General features: G+C 63.8%; 16 protein-coding genes. 6 read left to right on the top strand and 10 right to left on the bottom strand.

The genetic code is table 11. The features are described from left to right. Positions 1-37: 37 nt before the first annotated feature. The 7 genes from HBF25_RS11470 to hisN form a co-directional block, all read right to left on the bottom strand. A complete protein-coding gene (locus HBF25_RS11470) occupies positions 38-346 on the bottom strand; it encodes a hypothetical protein (RefSeq protein ID WP_166948482.1) in 309 nt (102 codons plus the stop codon). After that, positions 346-1,374 carry an aspartate-semialdehyde dehydrogenase gene (locus HBF25_RS11475; RefSeq protein ID WP_166948488.1) on the bottom strand — a complete coding sequence of 343 codons (1,029 nt, stop codon included), beginning with the start codon at positions 1,372-1,374 and terminating at the stop codon, positions 346-348. Before HBF25_RS11475 ends, HBF25_RS11470 begins: the two co-directional genes overlap by 1 nt. Before the next feature lie 28 nt (positions 1,375-1,402). Beyond that, positions 1,403-2,401: a 2-hydroxyacid dehydrogenase gene (locus tag HBF25_RS11480; protein WP_166948490.1), complete on the bottom strand. Its 999-nt coding sequence runs from the start codon at positions 2,399-2,401 to the stop codon at positions 1,403-1,405. Continuing rightward, the gene (gene aroC / locus HBF25_RS11485) at positions 2,398-3,510 is read right to left on the bottom strand and encodes a chorismate synthase (RefSeq protein WP_166948492.1); all 1,113 of its coding nucleotides are present in this window, start codon (positions 3,508-3,510) and stop codon (positions 2,398-2,400) included. The genes HBF25_RS11480 and aroC overlap by 4 nt, the downstream gene beginning before the upstream one ends. Positions 3,511-3,529: 19 nt before the next feature. Beyond that, positions 3,530-4,450 carry a 50S ribosomal protein L3 N(5)-glutamine methyltransferase gene (gene prmB / locus HBF25_RS11490; RefSeq protein ID WP_166948494.1) on the bottom strand — a complete coding sequence of 307 codons (921 nt, stop codon included), beginning with the start codon at positions 4,448-4,450 and terminating at the stop codon, positions 3,530-3,532. A gap of 72 nt (positions 4,451-4,522) precedes the next feature. Beyond that, positions 4,523-6,643 carry a phosphocholine-specific phospholipase C gene (locus HBF25_RS11495; protein WP_166948496.1) on the bottom strand — a complete coding sequence of 707 codons (2,121 nt, stop codon included), beginning with the start codon at positions 6,641-6,643 and terminating at the stop codon, positions 4,523-4,525. 4 nt (positions 6,644-6,647) lie between these two features. Further along, entirely contained in the window at positions 6,648-7,442 is a 795-nt protein-coding gene (hisN, locus tag HBF25_RS11500) for a histidinol-phosphatase (protein WP_208392535.1), read from the bottom strand. 180 nt (positions 7,443-7,622) lie between these two features. On the opposite strand from hisN, the gene HBF25_RS11505 reads away from it, so the two are divergent. The 6 genes from HBF25_RS11505 (at position 7,623) to HBF25_RS11530 (ending at position 17,111) form a co-directional block, all read left to right on the top strand. Beyond that, positions 7,623-8,627 (top strand): ABC transporter substrate-binding protein, encoded by a 1,005-nt coding sequence (locus tag HBF25_RS11505; RefSeq protein ID WP_166948499.1) that lies wholly within the window; start codon positions 7,623-7,625, stop codon positions 8,625-8,627. A 27-nt stretch (positions 8,628-8,654) separates the two neighbouring features. Then, positions 8,655-9,656: an ABC transporter ATP-binding protein gene (locus HBF25_RS11510; RefSeq protein WP_166948501.1), complete on the top strand. Its 1,002-nt coding sequence runs from the start codon at positions 8,655-8,657 to the stop codon at positions 9,654-9,656. Beyond that, positions 9,641-11,308, top strand: a complete 1,668-nt coding sequence (locus tag HBF25_RS11515) for an ABC transporter permease subunit (protein WP_166948502.1) — start codon at positions 9,641-9,643, stop codon at positions 11,306-11,308. The genes HBF25_RS11510 and HBF25_RS11515 overlap by 16 nt, the downstream gene beginning before the upstream one ends. Beyond that, positions 11,298-12,053 (top strand): DeoR/GlpR family DNA-binding transcription regulator, encoded by a 756-nt coding sequence (locus tag HBF25_RS11520; protein ID WP_166948504.1) that lies wholly within the window; start codon positions 11,298-11,300, stop codon positions 12,051-12,053. Before HBF25_RS11515 ends, HBF25_RS11520 begins: the two co-directional genes overlap by 11 nt. Before the next feature lie 92 nt (positions 12,054-12,145). Continuing rightward, entirely contained in the window at positions 12,146-15,151 is a 3,006-nt protein-coding gene (locus HBF25_RS11525; protein WP_166948506.1) for a TonB-dependent receptor, read from the top strand. A 10-nt stretch (positions 15,152-15,161) separates the two neighbouring features. Beyond that, the gene (locus HBF25_RS11530; RefSeq protein WP_166948507.1) at positions 15,162-17,111 is read left to right on the top strand and encodes a CocE/NonD family hydrolase; all 1,950 of its coding nucleotides are present in this window, start codon (positions 15,162-15,164) and stop codon (positions 17,109-17,111) included. A 253-nt stretch (positions 17,112-17,364) separates the two neighbouring features. On the opposite strand, the gene HBF25_RS11535 is transcribed toward HBF25_RS11530, so the two are convergent. The 3 genes from HBF25_RS11535 to HBF25_RS11545 all read right to left on the bottom strand — a co-directional run bounded on the left by HBF25_RS11535 (position 17,365) and on the right by HBF25_RS11545 (position 20,871). Next, the gene (locus HBF25_RS11535) at positions 17,365-18,792 is read right to left on the bottom strand and encodes a hypothetical protein (RefSeq protein WP_166948509.1); all 1,428 of its coding nucleotides are present in this window, start codon (positions 18,790-18,792) and stop codon (positions 17,365-17,367) included. Between the two features lie 236 nt (positions 18,793-19,028). Beyond that, the gene (locus tag HBF25_RS11540; RefSeq protein ID WP_166948510.1) at positions 19,029-19,313 is read right to left on the bottom strand and encodes a hypothetical protein; all 285 of its coding nucleotides are present in this window, start codon (positions 19,311-19,313) and stop codon (positions 19,029-19,031) included. A gap of 106 nt (positions 19,314-19,419) precedes the next feature. Continuing rightward, positions 19,420-20,871, bottom strand: a complete 1,452-nt coding sequence (locus tag HBF25_RS11545; protein ID WP_166948512.1) for a hypothetical protein — start codon at positions 20,869-20,871, stop codon at positions 19,420-19,422. Positions 20,872-21,094 lie beyond the last annotated feature (223 nt).

Consider the following 21,094-nt stretch of genomic DNA (forward strand, 5'->3'; position numbering starts at 1 on the left):
CCCCGATACTGACCCGGCCGGAGCGGCCCGGGGTGCTTCATGGATGCTGCTTCGCATCCAGCTGTCGCTGGAGATCGGCGATCTTGCGATCGCGCTCGTCCAGCGCCTTGCTGGTTGCGTGCGAGTTCGCCTCCAGCGCGTCGACCCTGGTCTTCAGCTTTTCAACTTTTGCTCCCTCGGTAGCGGCCTGGCCGCGGGAGTCTTCGAGTTTCTGTTTCTCGCGAGCGGCGGCGGCCTGGGCCGCCGCCTCGGCTTTCGCCGCCTTCGCTTTCAACGAGGCCTGATGCGCGCCCGCCGTGGGGGCGAACGCGATCAGGAGCATTCCGGCAAGGGCGGCGCACTTCATTACAGGTAATCCCTCACGAGGATTTCCGCGATCTGCACGGCGTTCAGGGCAGCACCCTTGCGGATGTTGTCCGAGACAACCCACAGATCGAGGCCCTTGTCGTGGGAGATGTCCTCGCGGATGCGGCCCACGAATACGGGGTCCTTGCCTGCGGCGTCGGTCACCGGCGTGGGATAGCCGCCGGCCTTGCGCTCGTCGATTACCACCACGCCCTCGGCCTGCTCCAGCAGTTCGCGGGCGCGCTCGGCCGTGATCTTGTCGCGAGTTTCGATGTGCACCGCCTCGGCGTGGCCGTAGAACACCGGCACGCGCACGGCCGTGGGGTTCACCTGGATGGAGGCATCCTCCAGGATCTTCCGGGTCTCCCAGACCATCTTCATTTCTTCCTTGGTGTAGCCGTTGGCCTGGAAGTCGTCGATGTGCGGGATCACGTTGAAGGCGATCTGCTTCGGGAACTTGGCCGACTCGACTTCCTGGAAGTTGAGCATCTGGGCCGTCTGCTTGCCCAGTTCTTCCAGGCCGCTGCGCCCGGCGCCCGACACCGACTGATAGGTGGCGACGTTGATGCGCTCGATACCCGCCTCGCGATGGATCGGTGCCAGCGCCACCAGCATCTGCATCGTGGAGCAGTTGGGGTTGGCGATGATGCCGCGCACCGTGTAGTCGGCGATGGCGTGCGGGTTCACCTCGGAGACCACCAGCGGGATGTCGTCCTGGTAGCGGTACTCGGAGGTGTTGTCGATCACCACGGCACCGGCAGCCGCCGCGCGCGGAGCATGCTCACGGCTGACCGAACCGCCGGCCGAGAAGAAGGCGATATCCACGTCGGCGAAGTCGAATTTGGCCAGGTCTTTGACGACACAAGGTTTTCCGGCGAAATCGACCGTTCCGCCCGCCGAGCGCTCGCTCGCCAGGGGAATCAGTTCGCTGATCGGGAAGTCCCGCTCGGCGAGGATCGAAAGGAGGGTTTCACCGACCGCGCCGGTCGCACCCACCATGGCCACCTTGTAACTCGTCTTCTTGCTCATCTTCGCTCTTGTTGGCGTGGGTAGAGGGTCAGCTGGCGTCGGCCAGCACACCCGGGTTGAGAATCGTGGGTGGCCGACCGGCGTGAGGACCATGCCCGAACGCCGCCAGCACATTGTCCACAGCCAGCGAAGCCATATCGCGACGTGTGTCGCGACTTGCGCTTGCGATGTGCGGACTAAGGACGATATTTCCGAGTTTGAGCAGGTCCGGATGAACCTGGGGCTCGCCCTCGAACACGTCGAGCGCCGCCGAGGCGATCACGCCATCGGCCAGTGCCCGGGCCAGCGCGGCATCGTCGACGATGCCGCCACGGGCGATATTGGTGAGCGTGGCCGTGGGCTTCATGGCCCTCAGCTCGGCCTCGCCGATGGTATGGCGATTGGCCGGAGTGAACGGCAGCACGAGGATCAGGTGATCGGCCTGGGCCAGCAATGTGGCCTTGTCCACATAAGTGGCGGCGCATTCCTGCTCGATGGCCGCGTCCAGCCGCGAACGGTTGTGGTAGATCACCTTAGCGCGGAAGCCCATGGCGCGGCGCGCGATGGCCTGGCCGATGCGGCCCATGCCGAGGATGCCGATGGTCTTGCCGTGCACGTCGGCCCCCAGCCAGCCCTCGAAGCGCGAGCCCTTCCACTGGCCATCGCGCAGCCAGCGTTCGGCCTCGCCCACCCGGCGGGCAGCGGCGAGCATCAGCGCCCAGGCATAGTCGGCCACGGTCTCGTTGAGTACGTCAGGGGTGTTCGACGCACCGACCCCGCGGGCCGTGAGGGCATCGAGGTCGAGGTTGTTGTAGCCCACGCCGAGATTGGCGACGAAGCGCAGCTTCGGCGCTTTCGCCAGGGCGTCGGCATCGATGCGGTCCACCAGGCCGACGATGGCGGCGTCGGCATCGGCGAGGCGCTCGGTGAGTTCGGCTGGGCTGAAGGGGCGATCTTCCGCCTCGGCACGCACGTCGAAATGCTCGCGCAGGCGGTCGACGATATCGGGGAAGAACGGCCGCGATACCCAGACCTTCGGCTTGCTCATCGCGGGCCCCCTTCCGGTGCGGACGGAATCATCGGAGGCACTTCGCCCACGTCGCCACACTGGGCGCGATGGCGCAGCGCTTGGTCCATCAGCACCAGGGCCAGCATGGCCTCGGCGATGGGCACGGCACGGATACCGACGCAGGGATCGTGGCGGCCCTTGGTCACCACCTCGGTCGGCTGCCCTGCCCGGTCGACACTGCGACCCGGCACCAGGATGCTGGAGGTGGGCTTGAAGGCCATGGACACCACCACGGGTTGTCCCGTGGCGATGCCGCCCAGGATGCCGCCGGCATGGTTCGAGAGAAAGCCATCGGCAGTGATCTCGTCGCGATGCGTGGTACCGCGCTGGGCGACGGCGGCAAAGCCATCGCCAATCTCCACGCCCTTGACGGCGTTGATCGACATCATCGCGGCGGCAATCTCGCCGTCGAGCTTGCCGTAGATGGGCTCGCCCCAGCCGGCCGGCACGTTGTCAGCCACCACGGTCACCCGCGCCCCCACCGAATCGCCCGACTTGCGCAGGGCATCCATATAGGTTTCCAGCTCGGGCACCTGTTCGGCCCAGGGCCAGAAGAACGGATTGCCCTCGATGGCAGCGGCATCGAAACCGCGCGGCTGCACGTCACCGATCTGGCTGACGTGGCCCTGCACGATCACGCCATATCGCTGGGCCAGCCACTTCCTGGCGACGACGCCCGCGGCAACCCGCATCGTGGTTTCGCGTGCGGAGGAACGACCGCCGCCCCGAGGATCACGGATGCCGTACTTGCGCCAGTAGGTGTAGTCGGCGTGCCCGGGGCGGAACGTATCGAGGATGTTGCCGTAGTCCTTCGAGCGCGCATCGGTGTTACGAATGAGCAGCGCGATGGGCGTACCGGTGGTGACGCCCTCGTAGACTCCCGAGAGGATCTCGATGTCGTCGGCCTCGCGGCGCTGCGACGTATGCCGCGAGCGCCCCGTGGCACGACGCTCGAGATCGGCACGGAACTCGCCGGCCTCCAGCGGGAGGCCGGGCGGGCAGCCATCGATCACACAGCCGATCGCGGGGCCGTGGCTTTCACCGAAGGTGGTGACGGAAAGAAGCTTGCCGAACGTATTGGAGGACACGGTACTTCCGGTGAAATGTTCAGTTTCTTGCGGCGCGTGCCGCGGCGATCTCGTTGGCGTGGGCCACCAGGTCGCGCCGTTCCAGCGCGAAGATGCCCATGGGGCCTACCTTGAACTCCAGCCAGACAAACGGCACGCGGGGCAGCAGGTTGACCAGTGCATGTTCGCTGTCACCCACCTCGACGATGAGCAGGCCGTCTTCGGAGAGATGATCGGCCGCTTCGTCGAGGATGCGCAGGGTGATGTCCAGTCCATCATCGCCGGATGTCAGGCCGAGGACCGGTTCATGGCTGTATTCGGCCGGCATGGCGGCATATTCGTCATTCGTGACGTAGGGCGGGTTGGACACGATGAGGTCGTAGACCTCGCCCTTCACGCCCGCGAAGAGGTCGGACTTGACGGCACGGACACGGCCTTCCACGTGCTGGTACACGATGTTTTCGTTGGCCAGGGACAGTGCGTCGTCACTGACGTCGACGATGTCCACCTGCCAGTGCGGGTTGTACTCGGCCATGGCGATGCCGATGCAGCCCGAGCCGGTGCACAGGTCGAGCGCGCGCTCGACGTGGCGGTCGTCAAGCCACGGGGTGAAGCCGCTTTCGATCAGTTCGGCGATGGGCGAGCGCGGCACCAGGGCGCGGCGGTCGCTCTTGAACTTCAGGCCGGCGAACCAGGTTTCGCCCACCAGGTAGGCCACCGGCACGCGCTCGTCGATGCGTTTTTCGATGAGGGCGAGGATCTTCGCCTTCTCGTCGGCCACCAGCTTGCCCGCGCCATAGGCCGGCGGCAGGTCGGGCGGCAGGTGCAGCGCAGCCAGGACCAGGTGCGTGGCTTCGTCGATCGGATTGTCGTGGCTATGCCCGAAGGTCAGGCCGGCGGCCGAGAAACGGCTGGCGCCGTAGCGGATGAAATCGATGATGGAGGACAGTTCGCTGGTCACGTGGGGATATCTAGTGTGGCTGACACAGGAGTATAGCCGTCCATGGCCTGCTCGCGCCCGCCACGGGGCCACTCAGCGGCGTGGACCGGGGTCGCTCGTGGCGGGCCGGCCGTCCTCGTGGTGGCCCGCGAAACGACGCAGGTAGCGCGGCGCCTCCGGCAGGGTCACCGAGATGTCATACCAGCCGGCGCTGTCGGCCAGGTCGATGGACAGGCTCTGCGTGGCACCGGGTGCCAGCGTGATGAGCGATGGCCCGGCCTCGCCATAGGCATTGGCGACCCGGCAGCCCAGCGGCGAGGTTCCGTGGTTGACCAGCATGACCTGCACCTGCCGCTCCCCGGCCACGCCACGAAGCGTGGCTTCGAAAGTGTCATCCGAGGCACCGCGCAGGGCGCAGACATAGCCGTTGGGACCATGGATGCGCCGGTCGTATCCGTCGCCCCTGGGGGCCAGCGCCCAGGCGTCTTCGAGATGATCGCCGGCACTCACGGCATAACGGCGTGGTGCCGCATCGCGATCCAGTCCGTCGTAGACGAGAAAGGCCGCGCCCAGCGCACCCTCGTTGACGAAGCGGATATGGCTCTCACCCGCGTCGAGGCGATGCTCCACATGCCAGCGAAAGGCCAGCGCCCGGGCGCGGCGCGTACCCGGCTCCTGTACCGGCATGACCTGCGTCGAAGGCACCGTAATGGGTGCCTTGCCGTCCGAGCCGTGGGGCACACCCAGCGTCGGCACCGAGGCATCCGCCGTGCCGGCGAAATCGAAGCAACTGGTGAGGTCGCCGCACACCGCGCGACGCCAGGTGCTGATGTTGGGTTCTTCGACATCGAAGCGTTTTTCGAGGAAACGCAGCACCGAGGTGTGGTCGAAGGTTTCCGAGCAGACCCAGCCACCCCGTGTCCACGGCGACACCACGATCATCGGCACGCGATTGCCCAGGCCGACCGGCTGACGCCCCAGCGGATCGCTACCCGGCACCAGCGGACCGGAGATACCCGGATGCGCATCGAGGTCCATGATTTCATCGCGCAGGCCCGGCGCGATATCCGCCGAGACCTTGCCGCCCTGCCCGTCGGCCAGAGGTGGCGCCGGCGGCACCACGTGGTCGAAGAAGCCGTCGTTCTCGTCGTAGTTGAGGAACAGGACGGTGCGACTCCAGACCTTCGAATTGGCCGTCAGCGCATCAAGCACGCGGCGGATATAGAAGGCACCGTCCGCCGGCGATGCCTTGGGGTGCTCCGAGTATTCATAGGGCGCGACAATCCAGGTGACCTGCGGCAGGCGGTCGTGGATGACGTCGTCACGAAGCTCGCGCAGCGTGTGCGTGGATACGCCGTTGCGCACGAGCGCACCCTGCGGGTCGGCACCCTCCTTCACCTGATAGGCGGCGAAGAACTCCAGGGAATTGTCGGTGTAGTTGTCGGTCGGCGAACCCGGATCGCCCGTGCCGCCCTGGTAGACGCGCCAGCTGACGCCGGCTTTCTCCAGGCGCTCCGGGTAGGTTGTCCAGGTATAGCCGTTGGTATTCGCGCGCTCCTCCGTACCCGGGCCATTCGGTTTCTTGCCGAGCCGGCCGGAAGGGTCGGACGTGCCGCTCCACAGGTAGATGCGGTTGATGGCCGTGTCGGCCAGCGCGGAGGCATGGTAGGCATCGCAGATGGTGAAGGCATCGGCGAGCGCATGATGGAACGCGGCATCCTCGCGGCGCAGGTAGGCCATGGTGAGCACGTCCTGCTTCTGCTCGATCCAGCGGTCGTTGTGCCCGAGATTCCAGGAGCCGTGTCCCGTGCTCCAGCCGTGATCGGTGCCTTCATGATGGTCGCCGGTCTTCCCTGTATCCAAGTGGAAGGGATAGACCCAGGCCACGTCGTCGCCCACGCCGCGCGACTTCCAGTGCTTCGTGTGGGTGGCGGCCATCGGCTGTTTCCACACCGGATCGCCGTTGCCCAGTTCGAGCACGCGGGGGTCACTGAAACCACGGACCCCGCGCAGGCAACCGAAGTAATGATCGAACGAGCGGTTCTCCTGCATGAGGATCACCACATGCCCCACGTCCGCGATGGTGCCCGTGCGCCGGTCGGGGCTGGTGGCCAGAGCCCTGGCGATGGATGCCGGAAAGCCCTGCGCAATGAGCGAGGCGGCGACGGTGGCACCGGCGGCATGCAGGAAACGGCGACGATCGGGCGAAAACATAGGGTCAGTCCGAGGCAAGCGATGCGATCAGGGCAGCATGCAACTGCGGGGTGGCAGCGGCGACCACGCGGCTGCCGCTGTGCAATCCGAGGGGGCGCCCTTCCCAGTCGGTGATGACGCCGCCGGCCGCCTGCACGACCGGCGCGATGGCCAGGTAGTCGTAAGGCATCAGGTTGGACTCCACCACGGCATCGATATAGCCGGAGGCCAGCATGCCGTAGCCATAGCAGTCGCCACCGAAGCGGCGCGCATAGGCCGCCCGGCTCGTCCGGTCGAAACGCGCCCATTCGTCCGGTGTGAACATGTCGGGCGTGGTGGTATACAGCGTAGCCTCGGCAATCGACGTGCAGTCGCGGGTGCGACAGGCCTCGCCATTCATGGTGGTCGCCACGCCCACATGCCCGATCCAGCGCTCGTTCAAGGCAGGCATGTCGAGCACGCCCAGCACGGGGCGTCCATCGCGCAGCAGCGCGATCAGCGTGCCCCACAGCGGCCAGCCGGAAATGAAGCTACGGGTGCCGTCGATGGGGTCGATCGACCACACGTACTCTGCATCGGTGTGCTCGGCACCGAATTCCTCGCCCAGCACGCCATGCATCGGCCAGGCGGCCTCGATGCGATCGCGCAGCATGGCCTCGACGCCACGGTCCACTTCGGTCACCGGACTCGCGTCGCCCTTCAGGCTCACATCCACCGGCCGACGGAAACGTGGCAGTGACATGGATCTGGCACCATCGGCGATGGCAGCGGCGAAGTCTTCGAACTCCTTCCGCCTTGCGGCGGACAACGGCTCCTTCAAGCGACACTCCTCGCGAAAGAACGTGCGGGAACTAGCGTTTGCACGTTGCGGGTTGATGACAAAAACGAAAATTTTTCGGTGGACGTTGAAGCCACAGGTTTGCAAATATACCCAAATCGCCACACAAGATGTGGCACGATCACACCACGTTTCAACGATCCTTAGCACGAACGGCCCGCCATGCCCTCTTACCCTCAACTCATCGCCAGCCTCCTCGGCTTCGCCGCGATGCAGGGCGTGGCGCATGCCGGATCGATCACGGTGTATTCCGCGCTGGAAAGCGACGAGATCGCCACGTATCTCGATGCAGCGCACAAGGCACTGCCCGATATCGATATCCATGTGCTGCGCCTTTCCAGTGGCGATCTCGCCGCGCGCCTGATTGCGGAATCCGCGCAGCCACGCAACGACGTTGTCTGGGGCATGGCCGTCACCGACATGCAGGAGCCGCGCATCGCTGCACTGCTGACACCGGTGCACAGCAAGAACATCGATGCGATGCCCCCGGCATTCCGCGCAAGCGACGCGCGCTGGTTCGCTCCCACCGGCTATCTCGCGGCGCTGTGCGTGAATCGCAAGGCGCTGGCGGAGCGTGGCCTGCCCGCCCCCCGACGCTGGAGCGACCTGGGCGATCCGATGTACCGCGGCCAGATCGCCATGCCAGATCCCGCATCGTCGGGCACCGGTTATATGGTGCTTTCATCGCTGACCGCCAACGGCAGCGATGACGCCGCCATGCAGCGCATGGTGCAACTGTCGCGCAACATCGGACAGGTCACCCTATCCGGCTCGGCACCGTGCAAGCTTGCGCGCATCGGTGAATTCCCGATCGGCATTTCCTTTGCGTTTGCCGCGATGCAATCCATTCGCCAGGGTTATCCCATCGATATGGTGCTACCCACCGATGGCAGTGGCTACGAGCTGGAAGGCTCTGCATTGATGACGGCCGCCGCGCATCCCGACGATGCGAAGCGCTTTCTCGACTGGACGGCATCGCCACAGGCGGCGGCGCTCTATCGAGGCTACAAGGAAATCGTCGCCGCGCCGGGCAGCGTGCCCACCGACGAACAACAGCGTGCCGGATTGCCCGCAGACATCGTCGCCACCCTGCCCGCCCGTGATTTCGCAGCGGCAGCCCGCGAACGGACCTCGCTCATCGCCAGGTACAAGAAGCTGACGCGTTGACGCGCCAGCCCAGGGGAAACAACGCGGATGCATCTTCGTATCGACAAGCTGGGCAAGCGCTGGAACGGTCAGGCCGTGCTGGACGGCATTTCGTTTGCCGCCGCGGCCAGCGACTTCGTCTGCCTGCTTGGCCCCAGTGGCTGCGGCAAGACCACCCTGCTGCGCATCATCGCCGGGCTGACGCCTGCCGACACCGGCACGGTGTGGCTGGATGGCCGCGACATCAGCCGGCTGCCGGCGAGCGAGCGGCGCATGGGCCTGGTGTTCCAGTCGTATTCGTTGTTTCCCGACCGGGATGCCGCCGCCAATGTCGCCTATCCGTTGAAACTCAAGGCTCGCAAGGGCAACGACGTCAGTCGTCGTGTCGACGAACTGCTGACCCTGGTCGGCCTCGCTCATGCCGGCGGGAAGTATCCGGGCGAATTGTCCGGCGGACAGCAGCAACGCGTCGCCCTCGCCCGCGCCCTGGCAACTGAACCCGACCTGCTGTTGCTCGACGAGCCACTATCCGCACTGGACCCTGGCCTGCGCGCCCAGCTGCGTACGGATATCCGTGCCCTGCAGCGCTCGCTGGGCATTCCCACCATCATGGTCACGCACGACCGGGATGAAGCCCTGTCGATGGCGGACACCATCATCTGCATGCGTGACGGCCGCATCGAGCAATCCGGCTCGCCGCGCGACCTCTACGAGCGTCCACGCTCGCGTTTCGTAGCCGACTTCGTCGGCCGTGCCAACCTGCTGCCCACGACCTTCGTGCGCGAGGCCATGCCGGGTTTCCTGGAGCGACGGCCGCCAGGTGCGGACACCACGTTCGAGCTTTGCGTGCGTCCTGAAGACCTGCACATCGATGCCGATCCCCGCGGGGAGGCTGTCATCGAGGACATCACCTTCCTCGGTAACCTCGCACGCGCCGCATTGAACTGGCGCGGCCGCCGGCTGATCGCGGAGCTGCCGGGCCATTGCACGCTGTCCCCGGGCGAAGCCGTGATGGTGAACGCAGCTCGCGGTGCATGGGTCTGCGCATGAATGCCGTAGCGACGATACGGGGGCTTTCGATGCCGCGCATCGGTACGTGGCTGCTGGTCGGCGTTCCGGTTGCAGTGCTGTGCCTGTTCTTCCTGCATCCGCTGGTCACCGTGCTCTGGCGCAGTGTCACCGATGCCCAGGGACACATCACCTTCGCCAACTACACGCATCTGCTCGATGATCCCGGCCTGCCGCGTGCGGCCCTGCACAGCCTGGCGATCGGCGCGGCGACCACGCTCGCCACCGTCTTGTTCGGACTATGCCTCGCCATGGCCTTGCACCGCTCGCGCCTTCCCGGCAAGGCACTGATCCGCGGCATCCTGCTGCTGCCGATGCTCGCGCCGTCGCTGGTGATCGGCCTGGGACTGGTCTGCCTGCTGGGTCGCAACGGCCTGGTACACCGCCTCACTGGCCTGCCTACCGACATCTATGGATTCTGGGGCCTGTTGATCGCCAACACGCTGTACAGCCTGCCCCAGGCGGTGATCGTGATTTCCGCCGCGCTGGAGCGCACGCCCGCACGGCATTACGATGCCGCCGCGTCGCTGGGTGCCGGCCCGCTGCGCCAGTTCCTCGACGTCACCCTGCCGCGCCTGCGCTTTGCCCTGATAGCCGCCGCCTTCCTGGTATTCACCGAAACGCTCACCGACTTCGGCAGCGCCGTGGTGGTGGGTGGCAACTACCGTGTGCTGGCGATGGAAATCTACAGCGAGGTGGTCGGACAGATGGACTTCGGCATGGGCGCCACGCTCGGCGTCATCCTGCTTCTGCCCGCCCTGCTTTCCGTGGCGCTGGGTCGCATGGCGCGCCGTCGCCAGGACGCCGGTGAAGGCGTCGTCGGCCTGCCCCTGGTTGCGTCACGCTGCGTGCTGCGCGATGTCCTGCTCGGGCTCGGGGGTGCGCTCGCACTGCTGCCCATGCTTGCCGTCGTCGCCACCGTGGCTTACGTGAGCCTGGTCCGCCTGTGGCCTTACGATCCGGCCATCACCTTCGCGCACTACCTCGACATGCCCGAAGGGTATGGCCCGGTTGCCACCTCGCTTGGCGTGTCGCTGCTTGCCGCCGTTGCCGGCATCGCACTCATCTTCGCGCTGGCCGCCGGCCTGCGCTCCGTACCACCGCGCTGGGCGCGACCGATCCAGTTCCTCGCCACGCTGCCCGCTGCCGTACCCGGCATGGTGCTTGGCCTGGGCTACGTGCTGGCGTTCAACCATGGGACGCTCTCGGCGTGGTTGTATGGCAGCGCAGCCATCGTCGCGGCGTGCAGCCTCTATCACTACCACGCCCAGGCCTTCCTCACGATGCAGGCAGGCATGCGCCAGGTACCGGGCGCCCTGGAAGACGTGGTTTCCAGTCTTGGCGGCCACACACGGCATGTGCTTCGCGATGCGATCCTGCCCTTCGCCGCACCGGCTACGATCGCCGGTTTCTTCTACCTGTTCATGCGCTCGATGGTGACCTTGTCCGGCGTTATCTTTCTCGTTACCCCCGACCTCGGCCTCGCCTCCGTCAGCGTGATGCGACTGGACGAAAACGGATTCCTGGCGCAGGCCGCTGCATACGCCATGTGCGTGGTGCTGGCCGGTGCCTTAGCACTGGGCGCCATGCGCCTTGCCCTGCACGTATTGAAGGACCGCCGCCATGTGGCATGAAGAACGACATACCCGCATCCGTGACCTGCTGCGTGCCAGCGGCAAGGTGTCCGTGGAGCGCATCGTCACCGAACTGGGCGTGTCGCGCGAAACCATCCGCCGCGACCTCGTGGAACTGGCCGATCGCGGCGAGATCCGCCGCGTCCACGGCGGTGCCGTGCTGGCCGACGACGAACCGCCGATCGATGTCCGCCACGCCACCCGTGTTCGCGAGAAGCGCGCCATCGCGCGCAAGGTGTCGTCCCTGGTGGAAAGCGGCCAGACCGTTTTCATGGACGCCGGTAGCACCATGACCCTCGTCGCCGAAGCGCTCTCCGCACGCAGCGGCCTCACCATCGTCACCAACTCCGTGGACGTCGCCACCCGCTTCGCCGCACGTCCCGATAACGAAGTGCGCCTGCTCGGCGGCCGCTTCGACGCACGCATCGGCTGCACGCACGGCTCCGCCACCATTGCCGAGATCGCCCGTTACCAGGCGCACCTGGCCATCCTCTCGCCGGTGGGCATCGACGCCGCCGCCGGTGCCAGCAGCTTCGAGCTGGAAGAAGCCGAGATCGCCCGCGCCATGTGTGCCAATGCGCGTTCCATCATGATCGCCGCCGACCACGCCAAGGTCGGTGTCCGCAGCCGCGTGGCCTGGTGCCCCGCCGATCGCATCGACGTACTGGTCACCGACCGCCGCGCCGAGAAATCCCGCGCCATCGCTGCCATTGCCGGCATCGTCGGCGCCATCGAATACGCCTAAGAAAACGACGTGCCAGGAAGGCCGCTCCACGCTGCATTTTTAGATCGATTGAAGCCATACCCACCCAATCGAAAGCCTTCTGGAGCTTTACCATGCAACCCCGACCTTCCCTACGACGGACCTTGATCTGCGCCGCCGTCGCCGCGTCGCTTTCCGGCCTCGCCCATGGCCAGGCTACGACCGGACGCATCACTGGCCAGGCGCCCATCGCCGATGGCGAGACGGTGCTCATCGAAGGCAGCAACGGTCTTTCCCGCGAAGTCGGCATCGACGGCCGTGGCCGTTATGCCGTGGAAGCCCTGCCGCTGGCCACCTACAAGGTCTCGCTCAAGAAGAAAGGCGCGGTCGTCGACTCGCGGGACAACATCACCCTGCGTGTCGGTGCCGCCACCGATGTCTCCTTCGAAGCCGCCAGCGGCACCCAGCAACTCGAAGGCCTGACCGTTTCAGCCAACCAGGTGCCGAAGATCGACGTCGCCACCGTCGCTTCCAGCACCGTGATCACCTCGGCCGACCTGGCCCGCCTGCCGTTGCAGCGCTCGGCCGAAGGCATTGCACTGCTCGCCCCGGGTGCATCGCGTGGCATCGCCAGCTTCAAGGGCGCCTTCGGCGGCTCGCTGGTCTCCTTTGCCGGCTCGTCGGTCAGCGAGAACGCTTATTACATCAACGGCTTCAACACGACCGATCCGCTCAGCGGCTTCGGTGGCGTGAGCCTGCCCTATGGCGCGATCGACCAGCAGGAAGTGCTGAGCGGCGGTTATTCCGCGATGTACGGCCGCTCCGATGGCGGCGTGATCAGCCAGGTCGGCAAGCGCGGCACCAATGAATGGCACTTCGGTGCGCAAGTGCTTTGGGAGCCGGAGTTTGCGCTGTCCGATGCGCGTGATATCCGATATGTACACGGTGACGCAAAGACCCAGGGCAGCATCTTCCTGCGCAACAAGGACAACCGCGACTGGACCAGCACCATCAGCGCCTACGCCGGCGGCCCGCTGATCGAGAACAAGCTGTATGTATTCGCCGCGGTGGAAGCGGCCCGCACGGAAGGCAACAATGTCGGCGACCTGAATCACTCCTACGATACGAAGTACACGTACAAGGACCCGAAGTTCTACGGCAAGATCGACTGGAACATCACGGACAACAACATCCTTGAGCTCACGAGCGTCGGCGAGACGCATCGCACGAGCGGCAGCAAGTACAACTACGACTACAACACGCTCAGCACCGGCAGCTTCAACAGCATCGGCGAAACCGACAAGACGCAGGCCCGCATCTATATCGGCAAGTTCACCAGCTATATCACCGACGACCTGACGCTGACAGCACTTTATGGCAAGTCGAAGCTGACTTACTATAACGAACCTGCTCAGACCGGCGTGGTCGGTCCCTTCATCGGTGCCATCGACCAGCAGAATCCTGCGTACACCGGTGGCACGCCCATCACCAACCACCAGACCCTCGATACGGTGGACAACCCCGGGCATGAGTCCAATGCGCGCAACCTGCGGGTGGACCTCAACTACAAGATCGGCTCGCACTCGATCACGGCGGGCATCGACAACCAGGACACCAAGGACTACGAAGACGGCACCACCATCGGTGGCGTCGGCTACGAGCTGTGGTACGGCAAGATCGATCCGAACCTCAACATCAGCGAAAACCCCTTCGTCGACAAGGTCGGCAATTATCCTGGTGGTGCCACCGGCTATTACGGCTACTACCGCCACTACAACACGCTGGCCACGGTTCGCGTGAGCCAGCGCGCCCAGTACGTGATGGACGACTGGCAGGTCAACGACAAGCTGCTGCTCTCGCTGGGCCTGCGCAACGATGCGTTTACCAACTACAACCCGGCCGGCCAGCCGTACCTTCGCCTGACCAAGCCGCAGTGGGCACCCCGCCTCGGCTTCAGCTATGACGTGAAGGGCGATTCCACGCTGAAGATCTACGGCAACGCCGGTCGCTATTACCTTTCCATGCCGGCCTCCGTGGCCCTGCGCACGTCCGCCGGTTCGCTGGCCACCAACCAGTACTTCACCTATACCGGCATCGATGCCAACGGCCTGCCCACCGGTGTCACCTTCATCAAGTCGGCCACCGGTGGCGCCGTGTCACCGAACGGCGAATATGGCCAGCCGCCCGACCCGAAGACCGTCAGCTCCAAGAACCTGAAGTCGGAATACCAGGACGAGTTCATCCTGGGCTTCGACCACCAGTTCGATCCGGCCTGGATCTGGGGCGCAAAGGCCACGGTGCGCAAGCTGCGCAACGCGCTCGACGACGTCTGCGACAACGGTGCGATTTCGCGCGCCGCTGCCGCGCAGGGCGCGGATCTGAAGTCGGTGACGATCGGCAGCTGTTATCTGTCCAATCCCGGTCGCGCCAACGTCTACCAGCTGGCCAACGCCAATGGCGGCTATACCGATGTAACGGTGACCAACGACGACTTCGGCTTTACCCACCTCAAGCGCAACTACTACGGCCTGGACGTGTACCTGTCGCATCCGTTCGACGGCAAGTGGTCGGGCAAGATCGACTACCTGTACTCGCGCAGCTACGGCAACACCGAAGGCCAGGTGCGATCCGACGTCGGTCAGGGTTCGGTCGCCGCCTCGCGTGACTGGGACTACGCCACGCTGATGGACTACGCCAACGGCTATCTCTCCAACGATCGCAAGCACCAGCTGAAGATGTACGGCTCGTACCAGATCGCACCGGAATGGATGGTCTCGGCCAACCTCACCGTGCAGTCGGGCCGCCCGAAGGAGTGCCTGGGGCGCTACGGTGCCGCCGAGACCGACCCGGCGGGCTACGGCAGCTATTACCACTTCTGTTTCGGCGTGGCCTCGCGCCCGGGTGACATGGGTCGCCAGCCCTGGCAGGAACTGCTGGATGTAAACGTGGAGTATCGTCCGCTGTGGGCCGATCGCAAGCTGGCCTTCAACGTCTCGGTGTTCAACCTGCTCAACCAGCAACGCCCGGACCAGACCGAACCCGTTTCCGGCAGCATCCACTCGGTCAACGACGCCTACCAGCGCGTGATCAGCTACACGCCGCCGCGCTACGCCCGCTTCGGCATCACCTACGACTTCTGACGGAGACACCATGCATCCGTTATTGCGACTGTCCATCGTCGCGCTCGTCACCGGAGCCCTCGCGGCTCCGGTGACCGGCGGCGAACGCACCTACAAGGATCTGCCGACGGAAACGCCGGCCCACTTCGTTCCCAGCCACGCCGGTTACGACTACGAACGGCGCACGGTGAACATACCGATGCGCGACGGCGTGAAGCTGCATACCGTTATCCTCGTGCCCAAGGGAGCAAGGCATGCGGGCATCCTGCTCACGCGAACGCCTTACGGCGCCGATGGCATGGGCAACCGCACCGACAGCCCGCGCCTTGGCACGACCCTGCGCGGGTACGACAACCCGGCCGACATCATCGTGCAGGACGGCTATATCCGGGTGATCCAGGATATCCGCGGCAAGCACGGCTCCGAAGGCGACTTCGTGATGAACCGGCCACCGGTCGGACATGGCAATCCCACCGACATCGACGAATCCAGCGACATATACGACACCATCGACTGGCTGGTGAAGCAGGTGCCAGAGTCCAACGGCAAGGTCGGCATCATCGGCATTTCCTACGATGGTTTCGAGGCGATGATCGCCACCATCCATCCGCATCCGGCGCTCAAGGTCGCCGTACCGATCAATCCGATGATCGACGGCTGGATGGGCGACGACTGGTTTCATCGGGGTGCCTTCCGCCAGCAGATGATTCCCTACATCTACGGCATGGTGAACTCGCGCGGCAGCGACATTCCCTGGACCACGGCTTACCGCGACGACTACGACCTGTACCTCAACGGCGGCTCGGCAGGCGACATCGGTCGCGCCCATGGCATGGAGGCGCTGGGCTTCTGGCAGAAGATCCTCGCCCATCCTGCCTACGACAACTTCTGGTCCGAGCAGGCGCTGGACCGCATCGCAGCAAACGAACCGATGACGGTTCCCACCATGCTCGTCCACAGCCTTTGGGACCAGGAAGACAACTACGGAGACATGGCCGTCTACCGTGCACTCGCCCCGCGCGACCCCTCCCATGAAAAGCTCTGGCTGGTGCTCGGCCCCTGGCGTCATGCGAAGACATGGGAAAACGCCAGTACCATCGGCGCCATCGAGCTTGGCAGCGACACGGGCAAGACCTTCCGCCAGCAGATGCTGCGACCTTTCCTCGCGCAATACCTCAAGGATGGCGCACCCAGGGCCGATGTTTCTCCGGTCAATGCCTTCGTCACCGGTGAAAACACCTGGCGACGGCTCGATACATGGCCCTCGTCCTGCGCACAGGGTTGCACGCCGACCATGCAGCGCTGGTATGTCGAAGCCCATGGTGGCTTCGGTACGCAGGTGCCGGACAAGGGAAGTGACGAGTACATCTCCGACCCGGCGAAACCGGTGCCCTACCGCGTGCGCCCGATCCAGTCGTGGTCGCATGGGGTCGCCGAGCGTGAAGATACCTGGCCCGAATGGCTGGTGGACGACCAGCGTCAGTTCGCCACACGTACCGACGTACTGACGTATGTATCTCCCGTGCTGGATAAACCGATGGGCGTGGCAGGCGAGCCGCTTGTGCACCTGCTGGCCTCCACCACAGGTACGGATAGCGACTGGGTAGTGAAGCTGATCGATGTGTATCCGGATGACGTGGAAGACAAGCCGTCGATGGGTGGGTACCAGCTACCCATCGCCATGGAGATCTTCCGTGGGCGATATCGCGAGGGCTACGACAAGCCGAAGGCGCTTGTACCGGGCAAGCCACTGGCCTACAACTTTCCACTGCCCACGGTGAATCATGTATTTGAGCCGGGGCACCGTGTCATGGTGCAGGTCCAGTCGAGCTGGTTCCCGCTGTACGACCGCAATCCACAGACCTTCGTGCCGAACATCTTCAACGCCAAGCCGGCGGATTACAAAAAGGCGACGCAGACGGTCTTGCGCGACGGCGAGGCTGGCACGTACATAAGCCTGCCCGTTACCTCTCAACGCTGATCCCTCTACGCCACCCCCTTCAGGAGCGAACCTTGTCCGCGATCTCTCAGGACATCTCGACGTGCGCGCATGGGCAAGCGCGTGCCGCTGTGCCTTGGACATGTTGCCAGGCGCAGTTCGTTCGCCTGTGCTCGCTGCATCTGCGGCATGTCCTCATGCACATGCATAGCCAGGCAGGAATCGGGCGACCGCATTGTGTTCGCCATTAGGGCTATTCCATCAGCCTTGGCCCGATCAAGCATTGCTTGATTCCTTACTCTTTTACTTTAACGTTATCGATACGAATGGTCACTGGAGCTTCATTTACGTTACCTTCAAACGACACGCGGGCGAAATTAACCGTTTTTTTCGCGTCAAACACTAGCGTTCCGCTGCCTTTAAGCCATTTGATTTCGTCCTCGTTACCTATCTCCGCCATCATGTAGGCTTGCTTCCCGCCTTCGATGGTATAGCTCACTTCCAAAGACCGGAATGCGCCACGGAACACAGTGAAACCGATTCTGTCATATTGCCCAGGCCGGGTTATTGTCATCAGGTGGTGGCCCGATATGAAGGGCGTCGGCGTGGCTGCGTTTGCAACATACGTCGGTGCGCCGCTAAGCCAGCCGCCAAATTCGATCCAACCGGTAGTCAATGGAATCTCGATTTTTCCGCGGGTAGAATCGATAGGTCCCTGCAAAGGGATATTTTCAAAGTCAATGATATCCCCGTGGCCCGGGTCCGGGCCGGGCCCGGAACCACCGTCCCCGGGATCGGGAACCACCTGATCACCGCCCACATAGGCAAACGACGCCGCATCGCTCTTCGAGGATGCAAGTGTCAAACGAATAATCGGCACAAAAGTATTGAAAGCGATTTTGTAGCGCCGCTGATCTTCTTGCGCATACCCTAGCGCGCCGGCTATGCCCGGAAGGTAAAAAAAGGCGCGCACAGGCACAATACTGTTCTGCGCCCACTTCACCATGCGCAATTCGTTCTGAGTACTCCAGTTCGCCACGGCCATACCTTGCCTGGCCAGGATGAATTGCGTGAAGCGATTCGCCCGCGCCGACGACCGCATGCTCCATCCACATTGCCCCTGATGCTTGTTGACCAGACCATTGAAGCTCTGAAGCCAGGACGAGTAGGTCTGTATGCCTTGGTCATCACAGGGGCGGCTGCTCTGCGGATACTGCGTCGTCGGCCCGCATCCACTCAACGAAGGCCGGTCGTTCGTTCCCCCGTCGTGTGGAAAGGCACACTCCACATCGATGACCTGTGAACCTGCCGCGTTTTCGCTCTTCGGATAGAAAATGAACCCGTTGCCGTAGCCATAGGCCAGCTTGCTGAAATTTGTATCCTTGCGAATCCACGAGAACGACACTCCGGTCGAATTCGGATTGGGATTCCAGGGCAAGTAGTTGGCACTGTTGGCCGTAGCCCGCAACATCACGCCGGAGCACACGAACGCCGGAGACGTGGCACCCCCACAATCCGACCGGGTGTCGTCATACCAGCGGCGGAGGTCGGCCACCGCCTGATCACCGATGAGTGCCCGGGGTGAGCCAGCAACTGGCGCCCCCGACGGCGATTGCACCGATTGAGATGAGATTGAACCTGGCGGGGCCGGTGGTGCGACGGGCCGCACGTGGTCGCACGCCGCCAGCGCAACCAGCAGAAGTACGGCAAAGATCCTTTTCATCGCGAACTCCCTTTCCCGACCCGCATCGCCTGCACATCAAGACGTGTATTGGCACCACACCAGAGTCAGGCACCTGAAGCACATCATTGCTCATGAGAAGTAGCAATGGGATCCCGAGATCAGGCCATCGCTATGCAAATGCCGTTGCTGGTTTCGTAGATAATTGATCTTTCGACGCATTTCGACATATGCGGTCACTCCCCATAGCCCAAGGATGCCGGGGACACCGCCTGCTCCTACATAGGCGCCACCTGGTCAGCCGGGTTGTAATCGAAACGGGTGGGCATACCCACCCCGACCGGCAGCACGAGTTGCAGGATGGGCACGGAAAGGCCGTACTGATCGCGATACCTGCGCTGGTCACCCTGTGCCTTGGCGAGGGCACCCGAGGCTGCCGGAACGTAGAAAAATGCACGTATCGGCAAGCGTATGCCGCTTTCCTTCGGCCAGGTCGCCAGGCGAACTTCGTTTGCCAGGGCGCGCTGCTGCTCCGGCATGGCTTCATGGGCGCGCAGACTCAAGAGAAAGCGGCCCCTTGGGGACGAGCCCTATGGGCCGAAGGCTGCGGATTGTCCCTCGCCCGACGAAGCTATGCGATAAGAGCGTTCGCAATCCGGCAAGGGATGCCTAGGGCTCTGGCTCGGTTGTTCCGCTGACATCGCCTGGGCCAACCACCCCGGTCAATGCAATGTTATCGATGTACAGTTTCGACGCAGCAACCGCCTCCACCCGCACACTAAAGGCCGTGATGCGTGTGCCCGGCTTGGCCTTGAAAGACTCCCTGCCGTCCTTCGGTGCGGGTTTGAATCCCCAGCTCTGGGTGGTGTTGTCGCTATACCAGGCCATAACGGTGGGTGAAATAGCATCCTGGTAAGCATATCCGAACGAGACTTCAAGAGCCGGAGAGGCAAGCGTCATCTTCATCGTGACCTTGGAATTCGCGCCGTTGCGAAGCAACACGGCCCGATGATTGACATGGTTCCAGGCATTGACGACATCGACGATTTCCGTAGAGCCTACGGGCCGGTTTGCGTTCTCGATCATTCCGCCACGGACCCGCAGCGTCGTGAACTCACCACGATGCTCCCCCTCGAAGTGCTCGAACACCTCACCGGCACCATCTGCGATCACCTGCTCGCCCGTCACGTAAGCAAACGTCGCCTTACCGCCGACAACCGCTGGAAGATTGACCCTGACAACCGGCACGAAAACGCCGAACTGCTGGTAGTAGCGCCGCTGGTCGTCCTGCGCGTCGGACAACCCTCCGGTCAGGTAAAAGAACGCGCGAATCGGAAGCGATGCGCCGCTGCCCGTGGGCCAGGTAGCAAGACGCAATTCGTTCTGGGTGTTGCGATGATAGCCCGTCATGACTTCATGGGCCTGCAGGCTCAGAATGAATCGCGCAGCCGTCCCATTCTCGCCTTTGCGTACGCCCCATCCACACTGGCCCCGATGGTCATCGTTACCGATCTGCGCGTAGAACGCCTGCCAGGCTGCCAGTGTGTTCAGGCCCTGCTTGTCACATGCCTCGGTCCTCGCAGGTACGGCGTAGAGAGGATGCTGGCCACATCCCTGGTCCTTGCGGTCACTGGTGGAGGCATCCATGGGAAACGAACAAAGCACCTCTATGGACAGATCGCTGCCCGGCGCCTTGTTCTTCGGATAGAGGATGAAGCCGTTTTTGTGGCCGTACGCCAGCTTGGTGAAATTGACATCGTTGCGGATATACGAGAACGAGATGCCACCACTGGTAATCGAGTTGGAGCTCGGATCCCAGGGTAAAAACGAAGGCGTGGGCTCCGTTGCGCGCAGCATCACGCCGCTGCACAGCACGGCAGGCTGATTGACGCTGGCATTGCAGTTGACCGCCACGTCGTTGTACCAGCCCTGGATATCCGCCAGCGCCTGACTGCCCACCGACGCGGGCATCGCAACGTCTGCCGCCACTGTCGCTGTGGATGAAACGGCATCCCCTCGATCTTGTGGCGCCATCGACTGCGCCGCCCCTTCTCTGCGGGGAGGGAGCGTTCCGCATGACACCACAAGCCCCAGAAGGGCAACAAAGAGCATCCTCGACATACCTGGCCTCATCCTGAGAAGACACGCTGCCGATTCTGCAATGAGGTAACCAACGAACCAAGCCATTGGACAACACGATCGAGATGTCGATCCGGCCACGCAAATCACAACGCCCTGAATAGCGGCCACTTTCCCAGGATCGACAACCTTGCGTACCCAAAGCGCGACTGGCAGGTGGTCTTACGGCATCGTCAATGGATGGATTGCCGTAGCGCATGCCCCT

The sequence above is a fragment of the Luteibacter anthropi genome (genome assembly GCF_011759365.1).
In the GTDB taxonomy this organism is placed as follows: Bacteria; Pseudomonadota; Gammaproteobacteria; order Xanthomonadales; family Rhodanobacteraceae; genus Luteibacter; species Luteibacter anthropi.